This window comes from Kordia periserrulae, from assembly GCF_003054265.1.
Taxonomy (GTDB): domain Bacteria; phylum Bacteroidota; class Bacteroidia; order Flavobacteriales; family Flavobacteriaceae; genus Kordia; species Kordia periserrulae.
The window spans coordinates 507,721-527,639 of record NZ_QBKT01000001.1 but is presented as its reverse complement, the minus strand read 5'-3'; the positions used below and the strand labels follow the sequence as shown (position 1 = coordinate 527,639).

General features: G+C 37.4%; 12 protein-coding genes and 1 tRNA gene. 8 read left to right on the top strand and 5 right to left on the bottom strand.

Translation table 11 applies throughout. The features are described 5' to 3' along the window. Nucleotides 1-44 precede the first annotated feature (44 nt). Nucleotides 45-2,399, bottom strand: coding sequence for a beta strand repeat-containing protein (locus tag C8N46_RS20785; RefSeq protein ID WP_211314469.1), 2,355 nt, complete (start codon nt 2,397-2,399; stop codon nt 45-47). Nucleotides 2,400-2,643: 244 nt separating this feature from the next. Between C8N46_RS20785 and C8N46_RS02355 the strand changes: the two genes are divergently transcribed. Further along, complete coding sequence (locus C8N46_RS02355; protein ID WP_108113239.1) at nt 2,644-3,573, top strand: isoaspartyl peptidase/L-asparaginase family protein; 930 nt, start codon at nt 2,644-2,646, stop codon at nt 3,571-3,573. A 410-nt stretch (nt 3,574-3,983) separates the two neighbouring features. Here C8N46_RS02355 and C8N46_RS02350 read toward each other — a convergent pair whose 3' ends face one another. After that, nucleotides 3,984-4,847, bottom strand: coding sequence for a cyanophycinase (locus C8N46_RS02350; protein ID WP_108113587.1), 864 nt, complete (start codon nt 4,845-4,847; stop codon nt 3,984-3,986). 183 nt (nt 4,848-5,030) lie between these two features. On the opposite strand from C8N46_RS02350, the gene cphA reads away from it, so the two are divergent. The 3 genes from cphA (at nt 5,031) to C8N46_RS02335 (ending at nt 9,620) form a co-directional block, all read left to right on the top strand. Then, complete coding sequence (gene cphA / locus C8N46_RS02345) at nt 5,031-7,682, top strand: cyanophycin synthetase (RefSeq protein ID WP_108113238.1); 2,652 nt, start codon at nt 5,031-5,033, stop codon at nt 7,680-7,682. A 243-nt stretch (nt 7,683-7,925) separates the two neighbouring features. Beyond that, complete coding sequence (locus tag C8N46_RS02340; protein WP_108113237.1) at nt 7,926-9,236, top strand: metallophosphoesterase; 1,311 nt, start codon at nt 7,926-7,928, stop codon at nt 9,234-9,236. 87 nt (nt 9,237-9,323) lie between these two features. Further along, nucleotides 9,324-9,620 carry a thioredoxin family protein gene (locus C8N46_RS02335; protein ID WP_108113236.1) on the top strand — a complete coding sequence of 99 codons (297 nt, stop codon included), beginning with the start codon at nt 9,324-9,326 and terminating at the stop codon, nt 9,618-9,620. On the opposite strand, the gene C8N46_RS02330 is transcribed toward C8N46_RS02335, so the two are convergent. Both C8N46_RS02330 and C8N46_RS02325 read right to left on the bottom strand, forming a co-directional pair. Next, the gene (locus tag C8N46_RS02330; protein ID WP_108113235.1) at nt 9,617-10,267 is read right to left on the bottom strand and encodes a polysaccharide deacetylase family protein; all 651 of its coding nucleotides are present in this window, start codon (nt 10,265-10,267) and stop codon (nt 9,617-9,619) included. The two genes, C8N46_RS02335 and C8N46_RS02330, sit on opposite strands and share 4 nt — an antisense overlap. Before the next feature lie 18 nt (nt 10,268-10,285). Next, the gene (locus C8N46_RS02325; RefSeq protein ID WP_108113234.1) at nt 10,286-13,558 is read right to left on the bottom strand and encodes a DUF2723 domain-containing protein; all 3,273 of its coding nucleotides are present in this window, start codon (nt 13,556-13,558) and stop codon (nt 10,286-10,288) included. 159 nt (nt 13,559-13,717) lie between these two features. On the opposite strand from C8N46_RS02325, the gene C8N46_RS02320 reads away from it, so the two are divergent. From C8N46_RS02320 to C8N46_RS02305, 4 genes are all read left to right on the top strand, one after another. Next, nucleotides 13,718-13,790: transfer RNA gene (locus C8N46_RS02320), tRNA-Gln, on the top strand. A 797-nt stretch (nt 13,791-14,587) separates the two neighbouring features. Further along, nucleotides 14,588-16,246 (top strand): peptidase domain-containing ABC transporter, encoded by a 1,659-nt coding sequence (locus tag C8N46_RS02315; RefSeq protein ID WP_108113233.1) that lies wholly within the window; start codon nt 14,588-14,590, stop codon nt 16,244-16,246. A 5-nt stretch (nt 16,247-16,251) separates the two neighbouring features. Then, nucleotides 16,252-17,616, top strand: a complete 1,365-nt coding sequence (locus tag C8N46_RS02310; protein WP_108113232.1) for an HlyD family secretion protein — start codon at nt 16,252-16,254, stop codon at nt 17,614-17,616. 2 nt (nt 17,617-17,618) lie between these two features. Beyond that, the gene (locus C8N46_RS02305; protein WP_108113231.1) at nt 17,619-19,019 is read left to right on the top strand and encodes a TolC family protein; all 1,401 of its coding nucleotides are present in this window, start codon (nt 17,619-17,621) and stop codon (nt 19,017-19,019) included. A gap of 40 nt (nt 19,020-19,059) precedes the next feature. On the opposite strand, the gene C8N46_RS02300 is transcribed toward C8N46_RS02305, so the two are convergent. After that, nucleotides 19,060-19,884 (bottom strand): universal stress protein, encoded by an 825-nt coding sequence (locus C8N46_RS02300; RefSeq protein WP_108113230.1) that lies wholly within the window; start codon nt 19,882-19,884, stop codon nt 19,060-19,062. Nucleotides 19,885-19,919 lie beyond the last annotated feature (35 nt).

Genomic DNA, 19,919 nt, shown 5'->3' with positions numbered 1-19,919 from the left:
TTTTAAAAATGAAAAAGCGGCTCAGAAGCCGCTTTTTTCGTAGTTTAGTTGTCTGGGCACGTAATTTCTTTACCCAGTAGTTTCCCGTCTTTATCGGGTTGATAGCGAAAGCACTTTCCATTGGTGGCTTTCATAATAATTCCTCTGTACTTATTGTTGATAAATACATCGCCTGTTGTAATTTCTAGTTGGGAGTTTGGTGTGGTAGTACCAATTCCTACGCCGCCAGCATTGGTTCCCGTGTCTACACTCATATCACTTTGGCAAACATCCCCAATTCCGTTATTATCAGCGTCGTCTTGGGTAGGATTTGCATTTTCAGGACAGTTATCACATGCATCGCCAATGCCGTCGCCATCCGTATCTGTTTGATCAGGATTGCTTACATCGCTACAATTATCTATAGAATCAATAACATCATCATCGTCGGTATCACTTTGAGTCGTATTGCAATACGGAATAATAGCAGCTAAAGACGCACAATTGGTATTATTTCCAGAAATGGACAAACTTCCGTTAATATATGAATCGCCATTTGTAAAATTTGTAACCACACAACATTCGTCTAGCGTTGAATTGTTACTAATCGTCAAGTTTCCTTCAATATAAATAACATCGCCAAGCAAGTCATCAATATCGGTTAAAGCAGTATTGGAGTTAATGCTTAAATTTCCATTAAGGCTATCCGTAGAGGTAATTCCAGCAAAACTAGTCAAAGCGTTATTTGAGGAAATGGAAATATTTCCTGTGACCAAGCTTAGGTTAAGACCAGTTAAATCGTTCAACATTGCATTATTGCTAATGGTCAAACTGCTAATTGATGGTGAAGTAATGCTGCCAATTCCCGCAATAGAAGTAAGCGCATTGTTAAGATTAATCTGTAAATTACCGCTTAAAGTAGTTACATTCGACAATCCGTCGAGATTTGCCAACGCGCTATTCCCTGAAAAAATTACAGAACCATTGATTGTAGTCATATTACTCAATCCGTCAACGTTGGTTAATGATGTATTTGAGTAAACAGATAAAGAACTTGCTGTAGTAATACCATTGAGTCCTTGAATCGTTAACAATGAAGGATTATTAGATAAAGTAACAGTTCCTAGCGTTCCAGTTACAGCACTTAACTCATCTATATTAGTTAGCGCATCATTATTTATGATTTGAAAATTACCACCTATAGAGGATAAGTTGTCCAATCCGCTCAAGTTTGTAAGTCCGTCAGCATTATCAATATAAAAATCACCAGTAACGGTAGTTAAAGCAGCAAAACCACTGATGTCAGTCAATGCATAATCGTCATCCAAATAAAAAAAGCCTCCTATAGAATTCAGGTTTGTAAAGTCAGTAATACTCGCCAAGTTATCATTTCTTCCAATATAAAGATTTGCTGTGATAGTCGTTAAACTTCCAAATCCGGACACGCTGGTTAACATAGGATTGTCATCAATACTAAGATTATTGCCTACCGAAGTAATGTTGGAAAAGCCTGTAATACTGGTTAAGCCATTATTTCGATAAATATTAATATAGCCTCCTGTAGAAGTTACACCATTAAACCCAGAAATATCTGTTAAAGCGTTGTTCGTATTTATATAAATATAATTGGTGACGGTCATGGCGTTTGAAAACCCCGAAATATCAAGTAAGGAAGAATTATTAGCTATGCTTATATATCCTCCTACGGACGTTAAAGCGTTAAATCCTGTCACTTGTGTTAGTGCACCATTACTAGAAATACTTATATTTCCTCCAACAGTAGAAAGACTGGCAAAATCACTCACAGTAGTTAGCGAAGCATTTGAATTAATAGAGATGTTTCCACCTACACTGGCAAGATTTGAAAAGCCATTGGTATTTAGTAAATCGTCGTTATATATAATTTCTAAATAATCTCCAATAGAAGTCAAACTAGTAAGTCCAGAAAAACTTTGCAAACCATTATTAAAACGAGCGGAAAAATAAGAACCTATACTTACCAAGTTGCCGAGGCCAGTTAAGTCTGTAAGGCTCTCAGTAAGCTGAATTGAGAAATACGTTCCAATAGAGGTAAGTCCAGACAATCCGTTTAAGTCTGTAATTGCTTCACAGTCATATATCTGTAAATTTCCACCAACTGTAGTGATATTTTCCAAACCAGCCAACGTTGTAATGGTTCGTACTCTTATATATAAGTCGCCCGTAACGGTGGTCAAAAATGATAGCCCTGACAAATCTGTTATTGTTGTAGATGAAATATTGAGTGTCTCCACCGTATCACATGTGCCAGAATAAGTAGCCACAAAATTATCAACCGCTGTTTGAGAAGACAAAGTTACCGTACCAGTGATGCAAGTTTGTGCTGTAGAAATACAACAAAAACTGATATAAATACAATAGAAGAATAGTAATTTTTTCATAACCTGATTTTTTTCTGTTCAAATAGTCAGCATGTATGTTAAAAATGGTTATGGTAGTGATTTTTTTGGGCAATTAAAAATACAAATAATCTGCACGGAACATTTGTTAACTATATACTTAGGGGTGTTTTTTGTATAGATGGTTTGTTTTAGCACATAGTTACAAAAGAATCAAAATCTTATGGATGAGTTTTTCGTGAAATGATTTCAAATTTGTACTTTTCGAGCATCAAATTTTTGATATATGCAAACAATCTCAATTGCCATTCACGGCGGCGCAGGAACATTGGTCAAAGGAATGATGACGCCTGAATTAGAAGCGCAATACAAAGCTGCTTTGCAAAAAGCCTTAGATGCTGGGTATGAAGTTTTGGCAGCAGGAAAATCTTCGGTAGAAGCTGTGGAAGTCGCTGTAAAATTGCTGGAAGATTCACATCTATTCAATGCAGGAAAAGGAAGTGTCTTTACCGCAGAAGGAACACACGAAATGGACGCCGCAATCATGGAAGGAAAACACCTTAATGCAGGTGCTGTTTCGCTCATAACAGGCATCAAAAATCCAATATCGTTGGCACGTGATGTAATGGAGAAAAGTGAGCATGTATTTATGGCAGGCGAAGGCGCAATGTATTTCGCAAAAATGCATAACTATGAAATTGAAGAACCCTCATATTTTTACGATGAATTCAGATATCAACAATGGCAAGAAATCAAACATACGGATAGTTTTCAACTCGATCATTCTCTAAAAAAAGACTCCAAATTTGGAACGGTTGGCGCTGTAGCATGTGATGCTGATGGCAATATTGCAGCTGCAACATCTACAGGTGGCATGACCAACAAGCGTTTTGGACGCGTTGGCGATTCGCCCATGATTGGTGCTGGAAATTATGCAAACAACAACACTTGTGCAGTCTCTTGTACAGGAAGTGGCGAATACTTCATTCGTGGTGTGGTGGCGTATGATGTTTCTTGTTTAATGGAATACAAAAACTATTCGCTAGAAAAAGCGGCGGATGAAGTCATCAACAAACGCATCCTTAAACTCGGTGGCGACGGCGGACTCATCGCTATAGATGCCAAAGGAAACATCGCGATGCCTTTCAATACCGAAGGCATGTACCGAGCGTGTAAATCTTCCAACGGAATTGAAGAAGTAGCTATTTATAAATAGCTACTTCTTCAATTTGATAATTTGAAAATGTAGCAATGTGTCAATTGCTTTCAAAGGTTATTTCCTGAAAAAACAGAAAAAGAAGTTATTCAAAGAAAATTTTTGAATCATTTAATTTTTCAATCTTTAAATTAAGCAAAGCAAGCGTACTCAATTTGATAATTTGAAAATGTAGCAATGTGTCAATTGCTTTCAAAGTACATTCTTCCAAATAAAAAAGTCATAAAAAATTTCACACTAAAAGCAGATTCCTAACTTACTTCGAAAATCTCAGTACAAGTCACAAGAATGACAATTCGTGCGAAGCATACCAAAAGCAAAGCAATACCAGCATACGAACATACCAAAATACCAAAAAGCAAAGCGCACAAAAAAGTCTAAAAGGCGTAGCCGATCTAACATCTAACAGTCTAAATAAACGGTGCCTCAATAGGCAATACCGTTACTTTCCGATTTTGAATATCAAACTGATCACCGTTTGAAAGTACATGAATGGTCATATTTGCCATCGTCATAGGTGTTCCTTCTTGCAAAACTTTTTCATTATTATGCGTCAGTGTCGAACCATCAAACACAATCACCATGCCTGAACCAATTACAGTACAATCGTTACCATTCTTAATAATCATCCCCGTATCTTCTGCCAAGCCAATACCAATCAAATTTGGAAATTTTGCCACTGCTTCTGACTGGCGACCAAAACGTCCTCGGCGAATAAAATGGGTGTCAATCATCAACTCAGGAATCAATCCCAAACCTTTATACATGCGTACGGCGCCTTTAATAAACGATTCTGAAGCACTTCCGCCTGCAATCATTTCGGTTGCCATTGCCATGGCGCCAGCACTCGTTCCCGCAATCACAAAACCAACCTCATTTTGATAGCGATGCACTAAAATCTCATGAATTTTAGTACCGCCAATCTTATCCGTAATTTTCGACTGATCACCGCCCGAAAACATAATGCAATTTGCGTTTTCAATCAATGCAATTGACGATTCTTTTTCTGCGTCTTTTTTGCTTCTAATATCCAGTACTGTCACGTTGTTACAACCCAACGTTCGGAAAGCGGTCAAATAATTTTCACCAACTTCTACAGGAATACTTGAGGCAGTTGGAATCACTACAATATTCGCATTTTCGCCACCAGCTTCTTTGACTACATGAAATAAAATACCCTCATCAATAAAATCGAGTGTGTACATTTCATCTTCCTCAATGCCTTTGTCTTCATTACCTCCAATCGGAATTAATGTTCCTTTAATCTGCTGCATGTTCATGTGATTTTTGTGGTTGCAAAAATAATACAAATTTTGGAGTGGCGTTTCTTTTTTAGTCTAATCTTAAAGGATATCAACAGAATGCAGAAATCAATACAGAAATCTGTGAAATTTTTCTATATTTATCACTAGGCTTGTGATAAAACAAGTGAATTAACCACCAAACCAAGATAACACATGGAAATTAGAAGTATCAATGCAATGCGCGGCCCAAATTACTGGTCGGTAAGAAGACATAAACTCATCGTAATGGTGTTGGATTTACAAGAAATGGAACACTATCCAACAAACAAAGTTGACGGTTTTGGCGACCGACTCAAAGCCATGTTTCCTTCCATGTATTCACACCGTTGTTCGGAAGGTTGCGAAGGTGGTTTTTTTATGCGTGTCGATGAAGGTACTTGGATGGGACATGTCATTGAACATATTGCGCTTGAAATACAAACCTTGGCGGGAATGGACACAGGATTTGGTAGAACGCGTGGCTATGGCGAAGAAGGTGTGTACAATGTAGTGTTCTCCTATATGGAAGAAAAAGTAGGACGCTATGCCGCTAAAGCTGCCGTTCGTATTTGTGAAGCGTTGATTGCTGGCGAAGAATACGACTTAGCGTCGGATATTCAAGAAATGCGCGAAATTCGTGAAGAAGAACGTTTAGGACCAAGCACAGGTTCTATTGTAGAAGAAGCAGCAAGCAGAGGCATTCCATGGATTCGATTGAACCGTTACTCACTCTGTCAATTAGGTTACGGGGCAAATCAAAAGCGTATTCAAGCAACGGTAACGAGTGAAACCAGCAATATTGGTGTGGAAATCGCTTGTGATAAAGAAGATACCAAGTACTTACTAGAACAAGCCGAAGTAGAAGTGCCGCGCGGAGATATCATTCGTCGCGAAAGCAATTTAAAAGACGCTTGTCGCTATGTAGGATTTCCTTTGGTAATAAAACCCATTAACGGAAATCACGGACGCGGCATTACAGTAGATATCAATTCGTATGAAGAAGCCTTGGTAGCCTTTAAAGAAGCACAAGAAGTTTCGAGGTCGGTCATCGTAGAAAAATATATAACGGGAGATGATTATCGTCTGTTAGTTATCAATAATAAATTGGTTGCAGCGGCAAAACGTACACCAGCACATGTGATTGGAGATGGAAAATCAACGATTCAAGAATTAATTGATGAGGTTAACAAAGACGAACGCAGAGGGTATGGACACGAAAAAGTATTGACGATGATTAAGGTCAATACGTTGACCGAAACGCTCATCGCCGCAAAAGGATATACCTTAGAAACCGTTTTGGAAAAAGATGAAGTCATGATGTTAAAAGACACGGCAAACCTCAGTACAGGTGGAACGGCTGAAGACGTTACTGACATCGTACATCCAGCCAATGTGTTTATGGCAGAACGTATCTCAAAAATTATCGACTTAGATATTTGCGGAATTGATGTCATGACTTCCGACATCAGCAAACCGTTGTCAGAAACAGGCGGCGCCGTATTGGAAGTCAACGCAGGGCCAGGATTCCGTATGCACTTAGCGCCAACGGAAGGATTGCCAAGAAACGTGGCAGCTCCTGTAATTGACAAACTATTTCCTCCAGGATCAACTTCCCGAATTCCAATCATTGCGATTACGGGAACCAATGGAAAAACAACCACAACGCGACTCATCGCGCACATGGCTAAAATGAAAGGTTATAAAGTGGGTTATACTACAAGTGATGGCGTGTACATTCAAAATAGATTACTGATGACGGGCGATTGTACAGGTCCGGCAAGTGCAGAATTTGTACTCAAAGATCCAACGGTAAATTTTGCGGTGTTGGAATGTGCACGTGGCGGATTGTTGCGTGCAGGATTGGGCTTTAAAAACTGCGATATCGGAATTGTAACCAATGTAGCGGCTGATCATTTAGGCTTGAAAGGAATTCATACCATTGAGCAATTGGCAAAAGTAAAAGGTGTCATTCCAGAAACAGTTTTGCCAGATGGAACCGCAATTTTAAACGCAGACGACGAACTAGTCTATGCAATGCGTAAAAATGTAGAATGCAACGTAGCATTATTCTCGCTCGACGAAAACAATCCGCACATCAAAGCCATGCAAAAACGCGGTGGTATTTGTGCTATTTATGAAAATGGTTACATCACTTTGTGTAGAGGCGAATGGAAAATGCGCATCATCAAAGCAGTCAATGTGCCGTTAACTTTTGGCGGAAAAGCAACCTTTATGATTCAAAATGTGTTGCCAGCAGTGATTGCGGGATATTTAAAAGGATTTACGCTGGAAGACATGAAAGTTGCGTTAGAAACCTTTATTCCTTCCGCTTCACAAACACCTGGACGTTTGAATCTGTTCAAATTCAAAAACTTCCAAATTTTAGTAGATTATGCACACAATCCTGCAGGAATGCGCGCGCTGAAACAATTTGTTGACAATTTGGAAGCTACTGAAAAAGTCGGAATTATTGCAGGAATTGGCGACAGACGCGTGGAAGATAATAACGAAATGGGCGCATTGGCAGCAGCAATGTTTGATGAAGTGATTATTCGTCAAGACAAACAATTGCGCGGAAAAACGGAAGCAGAACTCATCAAAATGTTGGAAGACGGCATTAAAATGCACGATCCAAACAAGAAAACAACGGTCATTCCATCCGAAAAACAAGCCATTTTGCACGCGGTAGAAAATGCCAAAAACGGTTCACTAATTGTGTTGTGTAGCGATGTGGTTCCAGATGCGTTGGATTTGGTGAAAAAACTTAAAGAAGAAGAATCCAATAAACTGTACGATTTTACACCAGACGATATTCCGAATAAGTAAAAGATTTTTAAAAATCACATAGATGTCAAATTAAGTGCAGTTGAGATACAGCCGAAACCAAAGTTTCTAAGTTGTTCTCAACTGCGCTCTAACTGACAAGTCCAACAATCTAAAAGCAAAGCGTGAAAAAAACTTGAATCAATGAATTTTTAAACCCTAGAATTGAGTGCAGCGAATGTTAAAGTTCCTCTAAAAACAAAAAGCGTTCATTGAAGAAAAATTACATTTGTTAAAATTTACAAAATGCTACGATTCATCATTCCTATAGTGCTGGTTTTTATTCTAGAACTGTACACTTTTTTTTCCATTCGTACATTGACTGCCAACAAATTTATACTCATCGGATTTTGGGTATTTACGGTACTTGTTTATGGTGTTTTTTTCTATCAAATGAGCATTGCGCAGCGTGAAGGTCGTTTTAGTTTATCATTAGGATATGCCATTGCCATGTTGCTGACGCTGACCGTGCCGAAATTGTTTATTCTTGCGATTTTATTTATAGAAGATATTTTCCGTTTTTTTACAGGATTGTTCAACTATTTTCAACACAGCGGAATGTCTGCCACAGAAGCCTTACCAGGCAGGCGAAAATTTATTAGTCAACTGGCATTGGGTATTGCCGCTATTCCCTTTGCGGGATTTTTATACGGCGTTTTTAAAGGACGATACGACTTTAGAGTCATTAAGCATACGATGTTTTTTGACGATTTGCCTGCTGCGTTTGATGGTTATACGCTTACGCAAATTTCAGACATTCATGCGGGAAGTTTTGACAATAAAGAAAAAGTAGCATACGCGGTCGATTTGATCAACGAGCAACAAAGTGATGTCATTCTCTTTACAGGCGATATTGTAAACGCTGTGGCGGAAGAAATGCATCCGTGGATTGATACCTTTAAACGTTTAGAAGCCAAAGATGGAAAATATTCCGTACTGGGAAATCACGATTATGGTTTTTATGCGTATGAAACGAAAGCAGAAATTCTAGAAAATCACAAAAAAATAGAACAAGTTCATAAAGACATTGGGTTCAATCTATTGTTAAACGATAAAAAAACAATAGAACGCAACGGTGAAAAGTTACATATTTTAGGTGTTGAAAATTGGGGTGCTTCTGGACACTTTCCCAAGAAGGGAAGTTTAAAAAAAGCTACAGAAAACGTTGTTGATGGAGAATTTAATGTGTTGCTTTCGCATGATCCTTCGCACTTTGACTATAAAGAAATGCAGTTTCCAAAAAATAAAGAAGGAAAGGAAGTCATTCGTCCAACCGATGTGGTCGATGAAAGTAATATCATCAATTTTGAGAAAAAAATTCAATTGACGCTTGCCGGACATACACACGGAATGCAGTTTGGCATTGAAATTCCGTTTTTAAATTTCAAGTGGAGTCCTGTAAAATATCGATATCCACGTTGGGCAGGTTTGTATGAAGAAGCAGGGAAATACTTGCATGTAAACCGCGGATTTGGTGTGTTGGCGTTTCCTGGACGTGTTGGAATTTGGCCTGAAATTACCGTGATAGAACTGAAAAAACGCGAGAAAGTGGCATAATCGCAAGAAAATAGTACATTTGTAATAGCGGATTGTTATTTTTTAGGTTAAAAATGTAATAATTCCATAAAATAAAAACATTTGCTTATGTCTAAGTTTGGTGACTTAATTAGTGCAAATATTCCAATTTTGTTAGACTTTTATACAGAATGGAATGAGCAATCGAAAGCAATGCATGCGGTATTGCGCGATGTTGCAGCAGCTCTTGGCGACAAAGCCAAAGTAATTAAAATAGACGTGGATAAAAATAAAGAATTGGCAGAAGCCTTACGCGTGAAAGGACTTCCCACATTGATGATTTACAAGCATGGTGAAATGGTGTGGAGACAAAGCGGCGAGCAAGATGCTAATACTTTAATCGGATTGATTTCTGAGCACGTTTAAAGCAGAATTCGTTCAAACGTATATCCTAATTCATGAAAGTGCTGCAATACTTTCGGAAGCGCATATTTTAATTTTTCAAATGCTTTGAGGCTATCGTGAAATACGACGATGCTTCCTGCCTCTGCATTGTTAACAACATTTGAAAGACTCTTTTCTGGCGATAATTTCTTGTCAAAATCGCCACTTAACACATCCCACAGAATAATTTTATAACCTAATTTTTGGATTCTTTTGCAGAGTTGTGGCGTCAATTTTCCATAAGGCGGACGAAATAGTTTGGACGCTTCCGCAGCATTTTCTAAGTGGTTTTCGATGCTTTTTTGTGCTTCACAAATGTTGTCGATGTATGTTTCTTTGGAAACTTTCCAGCCATTTAGATGTTGCTGTGTATGATTGCCAATAGCGTGTCCAGCAGCCACTACTTGTTGAAAAATTGCTGGATGTTTCTCCACATTATCCCCAATGCAAAAAAAAGTAGCTTTGGCGTTGTATGTGGCAAGTTGTGCTAAAACCCACGGCGTTACTTCTGGAATGGGACCATCGTCAAACGTTAGAAAAAGTTTTTTTTCAGTAACCGAAAACTCCCAAACCAGCGATGGAAATAACCATTTTGCCAGTTTGGGAGTTTTAGCGGTATAGAGTTTCATGAAGGTTAGATTTAAAAACTACTCAAGACTTTTCAAAACAGGACCGAATATTTCAATATATCCATTAAAAACGTCCATTTCACTTTCTAAAAGTTCTTGTTGTTTATTAGTTTCCAACAATTCTAAGAGACTTCTATATTTTTCAATATTCATAAAAATATCTTCAATATCTCTGTATTTTTGACTTACTGGAACTTGTTTGTAATAGTCTAAATATTCTAAATACTTCGCGCGTACTTCGTAATAGTATTTCGTTGCTTTTTCGGTTTTTCCAATTTTGAAATAACCGTCGATAAAAGGCTCGTTCAAACCATAAAAATCAAAGTACTTGATAGGCATTTTTTCAAACGCCAAGTCGATGACATTTTCAGCTTTTTCAAACTTTTCTTCTTTGATGAGTTGCTCTATGAGTCTCGCCAAATTCAATCGGTACGAAATACTTTGGCGGCGCGTTTGTGGATCGTGGTAAATGTCGTCGCTTCCAGAATTACCCCAATCCCAAGTCATGACGTTTTTGTACATCAAGTCTGAATTGACTTGTCCCATATCGAGTTCATTCGGGAATTCTGTTTTGATTGGGATTAATTTGTATACCAAACCATCTAACTGCAAATAATCTTTCATCCAAATATATTCAGCTTTGTCAAAGCTTCCACCTGTAAAATAAATAGGACGTTTCCAATCATTTTGATTCAAAATATCCAACATCATTAAGTTGTTCTTGTAAATGGCAGAACGCGGCAATTCAATAATAATGCTGTCTACAATTTTATCGTGGTCTTCTGGGTCAACATATTTTTTAGCATTTTCCTTATTGACAGGAACACGGATTTTGTATACAGGATAATAAATGGTATTGCGTTGACTTTCAGGAATATCATAATCTGGTCGGCGATAAATATTATCAATCAAGTATCCGTATTTTGTTTCTTTTCCATCGCTGAGTACCCAATTCATGAATTGATCTAAATCCCATACTTCGTCTTCCTTAAATCTAGGATTTGGTTCGTAACGAATGTAGTTTCGCGTTCCGTGCTTATATTTATCATGCGTCATTTCAGACGGTACTGCTTCACTTTCATACGCTTTGCGTTTCATTTGATCAATGTACCAATCGGTTCCTAATAAGCTGGTATTGATAGTTCGCACATCCGTTCGGTATCCTTCAATATCTTGTGCATACCAAAGCGCGAATGTGTCATTATCTCCAATGGTGAAAATCATCGCACCAACATCTTCTTGGATGGAATTGAGATAGGCTTTTGCAGTAGATTGTGCCGTATAGCGATTGGAACGGTCATGATCGTCCCAGTTTTGACTTGCCATTAACAACGGAACAGCCAATAATGCTACTACTGTAATTGAACTTGCAACCGCCGTTCTGTTGGCAACATACAATCGTAACGAATCGAATAGTGCGTACACACCGTAGCCAATCCACATGGCAAATACATAAAATGAGCCTACCAAGGCATAATCACGTTCTCTAGGTTCAAAAGGACGCTCGTTGAGATATATTTTTAATGCCAATCCTGTAAACATGAAGAATACAAATAGCACCCAAAATTGTTTTTGACCACGCATGAGTAAAAATACAAACCCGAAGATTCCGAAAATTAACGGTAAAAAGTAATAGGTGTTTCGTGCTTTGTTATTCAGTACATCCGACGGTAAATTATCTTGCGATCTTCCTAGGTGAATTTCATCAATAAGCTTAATGCCGCTAATCCAGTTTCCGTGGTTGTCTAGTTTTCCTTGAATATCGTCTTGTCTTCCCACGAAGTTCCACATAAAATAGCGCCAATACATGTAGCCCATTTGGTAGGTAATCATGTAATGGAAATTGTCCCAGAATGTTGGCGGCTTTACGTCGATAAAATCGCGGTAATTTTTAACAATTTTAATAAATTTTTCAGGTGAAATATAGCCTTCTTCCGCAGCAGTTTTTATGGAATCGACAAACTTCACGGCTTCTATTTCTCCTCTATATTGTGGCTTTAAATCAAAATCAAGAATGCCGCTAAAGTCCATATAGTTTTCTGCATGTTCGGAGCTCCACATTCGTGGGAGAAAACCTCGGTGTTTGCTATCGGAATTTTGCTTAGCGCCTTTCCATTGATTTACGATGACGTATTTTCCAAGCGTATAATCACGCTCGTATTTTGGTGCATCGTCAACATACGGTTCATCTTCGTCAAGTCCGCCATAAATATCCGTGTACATTGGTCCGTATAGCAAATGTGTTTCTGGGTATTGTTCTAAATTGTAATAGGCTAACAACGAACGCGCATCTGATGGATTATTTTCATTAATAATAGTGTTTGCGTTTGCGCGAATTGGAATCATCAACCAAGTTGAGAATCCTATCAAAACATACACCGTACATAATATGATGGTATTTAAAATTGGAAAGTTCTTCTTGCGTGTATATTTTAAACCGTAGTAAAAAGCTGCAATCAGTAACAATCCAGCAATAATGGAACCTGAGTTGAACGGCATTCCAAACGTATTCACAAAAAATACTTCCAAATATCCAAACAGGCGTAATACATTCGGCAATAATAATTTAAAGATAAACAACAACACACCTACAGAAATTACATTGGCAAGAATGAAATTTTGAACAGTCACAATTTTATAATTTTTAAAGAAGTAAATCATTCCAATGGCAGGAATGGTCAATAATCCCATAAAATGTACTCCAAAGGAAAGTCCAACAATCAACGAAATTAAAATCAGCCATTTGTTGCCTCGTGGTGTGTGCATTTCGTCAGCCCAACGCAATGCCAACCAAAACATGAGTGACATGATGCAAATTGCCATCGCATACACTTCTGCTTCTACGGCACTAAACCAAAAACTATCGGAAAACGTAAAGGCTAATGAGCCTACCAAGCCGCTTCCTAAAACGGCAATTTTCTTAGCTGTTGTAAATTCTGGAGTTTCTTCTGTGTCATTTTTTTTAAGCAATGCCATTTTACGAACCAAATTCGTAATGGACCAGAACATAAATAAAATAGTAAAGGCACTTGAGAAAACGGATAAATAATTTACCATCAAGGCTACATCTTCAGGTGCAGAAGCAAATGTGGCAAACACGGCGCCCATCATTTGAAAGAAAGGAGCTCCTGGTGGATGTCCTACTTGAAGTTTTGCAGAAGTGGCAATATATTCGGCGCAATCCCAATAACTTGCTGTAGGTTCTACAGTAAGACTAAAGGTAATCAACGCGATTAAAAAAACAACCCATCCTAAGATGGTGTTCCATTTATTAAAATTCAAAGAAGTCATGTAATTGCTTTTAATTAAGACTAACGGCGAATTTAAGAATTTATAGTCAATCAAGTGAATTTTTTTGGAAAACCTTAAGAATCAAATTCGATGAAAATAAATTAAAAAATGTTTGCACTTTAAAAAGTTTGTTTTAAATTTGCAACCGCATTACAGCAATGGCCCATGGTGTAACTGGCAACACGTCTGGTTTTGGTCCAGAAGAGTCTAGGTTCGAGCCCTAGTGGGCCAACGAAAGTCCTTTTCAATCCGAGAAGGACTTTTTTATTTTCAGAGTTTTTTTAAGTTTTGATAATTTGGGCGAGAAGTTTATATCGAGCTTGACGAGATAAGCCCTAGTGGGCCAACGAAAGTCCTTTTCAATCCGAGAAGGACTTTTTTATTTTCAGAGGTTTTTTAAGTTTTGATAATTTGGGCGAGAAGTTTATATCGAGCTTGACGAGATAAGCCCTAGTGGGCCAACGAAAGTCCTTTTCAATCCGAGAAGGACTTTTTTATTTTCAGAGGTTTTTAAGTTTTGATAATTAGGGCGAGAAGTTTATATCGAGCTTGACGAGATAAACCCTAGTGGGCCAACAAAACTTCCTTTCATTTTAAAAAAGGATTTTTATTTTTACATACTTCTCCTAACAATTTATCGTCTTCTGAATGGTTTCTTATAAATCTTTAATCATCAATAACTCGAACAATTAAATTTTATTTTGTTCAATTTTTACAATAAAATCTTATTCAAAAAGAATCTTTCCGCTTTGCCTATTTATTTTAGTTATCTTTGATAAACTAGCTCTAAAACGAATGTATGTCGGTGAATTAGAGCCTGTTGAATGTTAAAATTTAATAAAGCATTTAGTTTTTAAGTAACTGTTTTTCAGTATTATAAATTTAATTAATGTTAATATTAATATCATTTTATGCAAAATTAATAGTAATACTATTATATTTGCGTTCGTGAATATTAAAATGAAAAAATAGTGAATAATAATTTTCACTCAAAATATAGATTTCTTAAACGCTTTTAACGTATAAAATATGGCGAATAAACAATTAACACCTTGGCAGCGATTTATTGGCTTGCTTCAATTAGAAAAAAAAGACATTCTACAAGTATTGTATTATGCCGTTTTTGCAGGAATTGTTGCGCTATCCTTGCCGTTGGGAATTCAATCCATCATCAACCTTATTCAAGGAGCGCAAGTATCTACTTCTTGGGTAGTATTGGTGATATTAGTTACGCTTGGAGTTATATTTACAGGAGCGTTGCAATTAATGCAATTGCGCATCATTGAAACCATTCAACAACGTATTTTTATGCGAGCGTCGTTCGAATTGAGTTATCGCTTCCCTAAAATTCGCATGAATGAGTTGCGCAATTACTATCCGCCAGAACTTGCAAACCGCTTTTTTGATACCTTAACCATTCAAAAAGGACTGTCTAAAATACTAATCGATGTGCCATCAGCACTATTGCAAATTTTATTTGCGCTAATTTTACTATCATTCTACCATCCATTCTTTATCATATTTGGGGTATTGTTGGTGGCTTTAATTTATGTAGTGTTTAAATACACGGCAAAAAGAGGTTTGCAAACAAGCTTGGAAGAATCTAAAAACAAATATAAAGTCGCACATTGGATTCAAGAAGTAGCACGAACCATGGTGAGTTTCAAACTTTCTGGAAATACCAGTTTGGCGCTCAAAAAAAACGATGCTTTGGTAGAAAAATACTTAAAAGCACGTGAAAGTCACTTTCGTGTATTGGTATTGCAGTTTATTCAAATGATATCTTTTAAGGTGCTAGTTACGGCTTCTTTACTGCTAATTGGCGGAGCGTTGGTGTTGAATCAAGAAATGAATATTGGACAGTTTGTCGCGGCCGAAATCATCATTTTATTAGTGATTGGCTCTGTAGAAAAACTCATTGTTGGATTGGAATCATTTTATGACGTATTAACGTCTATCGAAAAATTAGGGCAAGTTGTAGATAAAGGATTGGAAGCGCAAGAAGGAGAACAACCTGATTTTAGCGAAGAAATGCATATTGAACTCGATAAGGTTTCGTATGAAGTTTTTGGGAGAGAACAACCAATTCTCAATAAAATATCGTTTAAAATTAAGCCGAAAAGTAGAATCTTAATTCAAGGTGAAAGTGGTTCTGGGAAATCGAGTTTATTACGAATGATTGCAGGCGTCATTGCGCCAACTTCAGGAAGTATTTATGTGAACTCATTCTCCATATCGAGTTTATTTTTAAATCATTACCGAAGTCATTTAGGATTATCACTCTCAGAAGAAACTCCATTTGAAGGAACTGTCCGAGAAAACCTAGCTTTTGGGAATGAAAACATATCTGACGATCGCATATTTTGGGCGTTGGAAAAAGTAGGATTGCTGCAATTTATCAAAGAACAATCAAAAGGATTGAATACGGTGTTGTATCCAGAAGGGAAGCAAATTTCATACAATATTTCCAAAAAAATAGTGCTGGCAAGGGCCATCATCAAAAATCCAAAAGTGCTGATTCTAGAAGATCCATTAGACCAATTTAATGTGGAAGAAAGTAATAGAATTATCGACTTTTTAACAGATTCGTCAAATCCGTGGGCGTTAATTGTAGTCAGCACCAACGAACGCTGGAAAACATATTGCGGCGAACGAATTACATTGGAAAAAGGGGAAATTAAAAATTAAAAGACATGCTAAATATTACAAATAATCAGTTAAATAAAAAGGTGAAACTTACGGAGTATGCGTCTGGGAAGCTTGTCTTTAACAAAAAATATTACAAGCAACTCAACAGATTTTTATTTGTATTTGCGGTGGTTGGAATCATCATTCTGTTTTTACCTTGGACGCAAAATATTACGGGACAAGGACAGGTAACTACTTTGAAACCAGATCAACGTCCGCAAACCATTCAGTCACAAATTCCTGGGCGTATTGAGCAATGGTACGTGCGCGAAGGTGATTCTGTTCGAAAAGGAGATACAATCTTAAGAATATCAGAAGTAAAAAGTGAATATTTTGACGATAGATTGGTCGAAAGAACCAACGATCAAATCGTAGCGAAATCCTCATCTGTCACAGCATACAAAGGAAAAAGAGAAGCGCTAGAAAGACAAATTAAAGCATTATTCAGAGAACGCGAGTTAAAATTAGAGCAAGTTCAAAACAAACTATTACAAGCAAAACTAAAAATTAAAGGTGATAGTATTGATGTAGAAGCAGCTCGTATCAACAGAGGCATTGCACAAACACAATACGATCGTGCGGTAACACTTGCAAATGAAGGATTGGCTGCTACAAAAGATGTAGAAGCAAAACGTTTAAAACTACAAGAAACAGAAGCCAAACTCATTTCGCTAGAAAACAAATATTTAGCGAATAAGAATGACATTATTAATGCGAGAATAGAACTGTCAAGCACACAAGCTAATTATGCTGACAAAATCTCCAAAGCACAAAGTGATTTGTATACCGCGCAATCCAGTCAATTTGATACGGAAGCGCAAGTAACCAAATTGGAGAATCAATATACAAATTACAAAATGCGAAACAATTTGCGCTATATTCTTGCACCGCAAGATGGCTTTATCAACAAAGCAATCATAGGTGGAATTGGAGAAACCTTCAAAGAAGGACAACAATTGGTAAACATTATGCCATCAAACTATGAATTGGCGGTAGAAACGTATGTGCGGCCAATTGATTTACCGTTGATTCATAAAGGTGAAAAAGTACGCGTGCAATTTGACGGTTGGCCGGCAATCGTATTTAGCGGTTGGCCTAACGTTTCGTACGGAACCTATGGCGCTAAAGTAGTAGCGATTGAAAACTTTATCAGCGATAACGGAAAATATAGAATCTTATTAGCACCAGATGAAACTGATAATCCATGGCCAGATGCCATTCGTGTAGGTTCAGGTGCCAGAACGATTGCATTGCTAAATGATGTGCCAATTTGGTTTGAATTGTGGCGACAACTCAACAGTTTCCCGCCAGATTTCTATCAGCCAGATGACAAAACTGTTAACAAAGCATCAAAAGACAAGAAGAAATAACTATGAGATATATTTTTCTTTTCCTTGTATTTCTTTTCAGTGGAAATGTAACTGCTCAAATTGAAAATCCGCTCGACTCTGTCATGTCGTTGGATGAATATCTTGGGTATGTAAAAACCTATCATCCAATTGTAAAGCAGGCAAACCTAATCATCAACGAAAGTGAAGCAAAACTGCTCAAAGCGCGTGGTGCTTTTGATCCGAAATTGCAAGTAGATTACGATCGGAAAAAATTCAAAAAAACAGAATATTACGACAAACTCAATGCGACGTTCAAAATTCCAACGTGGTATGGCGTAGAATTCAAAGCGAATTTTGAAGAAAATACAGGCGAATTCTTAAATCCAGAATTCAGCGTACCAACAGACGGATTGTACAGCGCAGGCGTTTCGGTGTCGTTGGCAAGAGGTTTTTTGATGAATGAACGCATGGCAATGCTAAAACAAGCAAAACTCTTTACGCAACAAGCACAAGCCGATCAGCAATTATTAGTGAACGAAATATTATACGAAGCTTCCATTACCTATTTTACATGGTTAAAATCGTACAGAAACAGAGAAGTATATCAATCGTTTTTATCCAACGCGCAATTGCGTTTTGACGGAATCAAGAAAAGTTACCGAGCAGGTGACAAAGCTGCGATTGACACGCTAGAAGCAAGCTTAACGCTCAACACTCGAAAACTCGATTTGGAAAAAGCGCGCATCAAGTTTGTCAAAAGCTCTTTGGAGTTGTCCAATTTTTTGTGGTTGAATAATGATACGCCTGTAGAATTGCAACCCTACATTCGCCCAGATATTGATACAGCCAATCGAATTGATGAAGTGCTAAATGTCACAGGATTTGACAGTGCTGATTTTGATGTGGAAGCGCATCCGAAAATGCAGTCGCTCAACCTAAAATACGAAAGTCTGTTGCTCAATCGGCGATTACGACTCAACAATCTGTTGCCACAAATAGATTTGCAATACAATTTTTTAACGCAAACGCCTGACGAAACGGGAACGTTCAATACGCAAAATTACAAAGCAGGATTGAACATCAGTTTTCCATTATTCTTGCGAAAAGAACGCGGAGATTTGCGTTTGGCAAAACTAAAACTACAAGATGTTGACTTTGAGCGCACGGCAACACGTGTCAATCTCAAAAACAAAATAAACGCCGTTACGCAAGAAATTGAATCGTATCAATTGCAAAATCAGCTTACGGAGCAATTGGTCAATGATTATGAAGTGATGCTCAGAGCGGAAGAGCGAAAATTCTTTTTGGGAGAAAGTTCACTATTTCTAGTCAATTCGCGCGAAGCAAAACTCATTGAAAATCTCATCAAAGCAATTGATTTAGAAAACAAATACTTCATCACCAAAGCCAACTTGTTCAACATTATGGCGAATATGTTGTAGTTTAAAATTTTTAAAATTTGTCTAACCAGTCTTTCAATCATCAAATCTTAAACGTAATCACAGGTCGCAACGAATGATTGACCAAGTCTTCGCTAATACTTCCGTTAAAGAAATGCGCCAATCCTTGTCGCCCGTGCGTACTCATTCCAATCAAATCGGCATTAATAGCGCGTGAAAAATTCAAAATTCCCGTTTCAATTTTATTATCATTGTAAATATGCAATTCGTGGTCGCCCAAATCTTCAAAATTTTCAATAAACAAATTCATCTTTTGTTCGGCAATGGCAGTCGTTACAAATCTATTTGGTGTATTGACAAATAATAAATGCAGTTTGGCGTTAAAACTATTGGCAAAATCGATTGCTTGCTCAAACACTAATTTTTGATCTTCGGAAAAATCAGAAGCAAACACAAAATTAGACACGGTAAAATCTTCAATAGCATTCTTAATCACAAGTACAGGTGCGTCGGCAGTTCGTACAATCTTTTCAGTATTAGAGCCAATAAACATTTCTTTCAATCCAGAAGCGCCGCTAGAGCCCATTACTACCAAATCAATTTCGTGTCGGTGAATGGCTTGCGTAATTCCGTCAAAAGCTTTGTGTGTTTCTACGGTGATTTCCACGTTAATTCCCTTCAAAAAATCTTGTGCCATGGTTTTTTCAAAGCGTTCATGCGCTATCTTCATAAACAATAATTGTTCAGGAACATCCAAATTGGTATCGCCCGACAATAAATGTGAGGGCATTTCTAACATGTGCATCAAATAAATAGTAGCATCATTCTGTCTTGCCAACGAAGCGGCAACTTTTAACGCATATTCGGCTTGTTCGGAAAAATCAGTAGGAAGGAGAATTTTTTTCATGAAGATTGTATTTTTAATATAGGTTGAAAGTTACA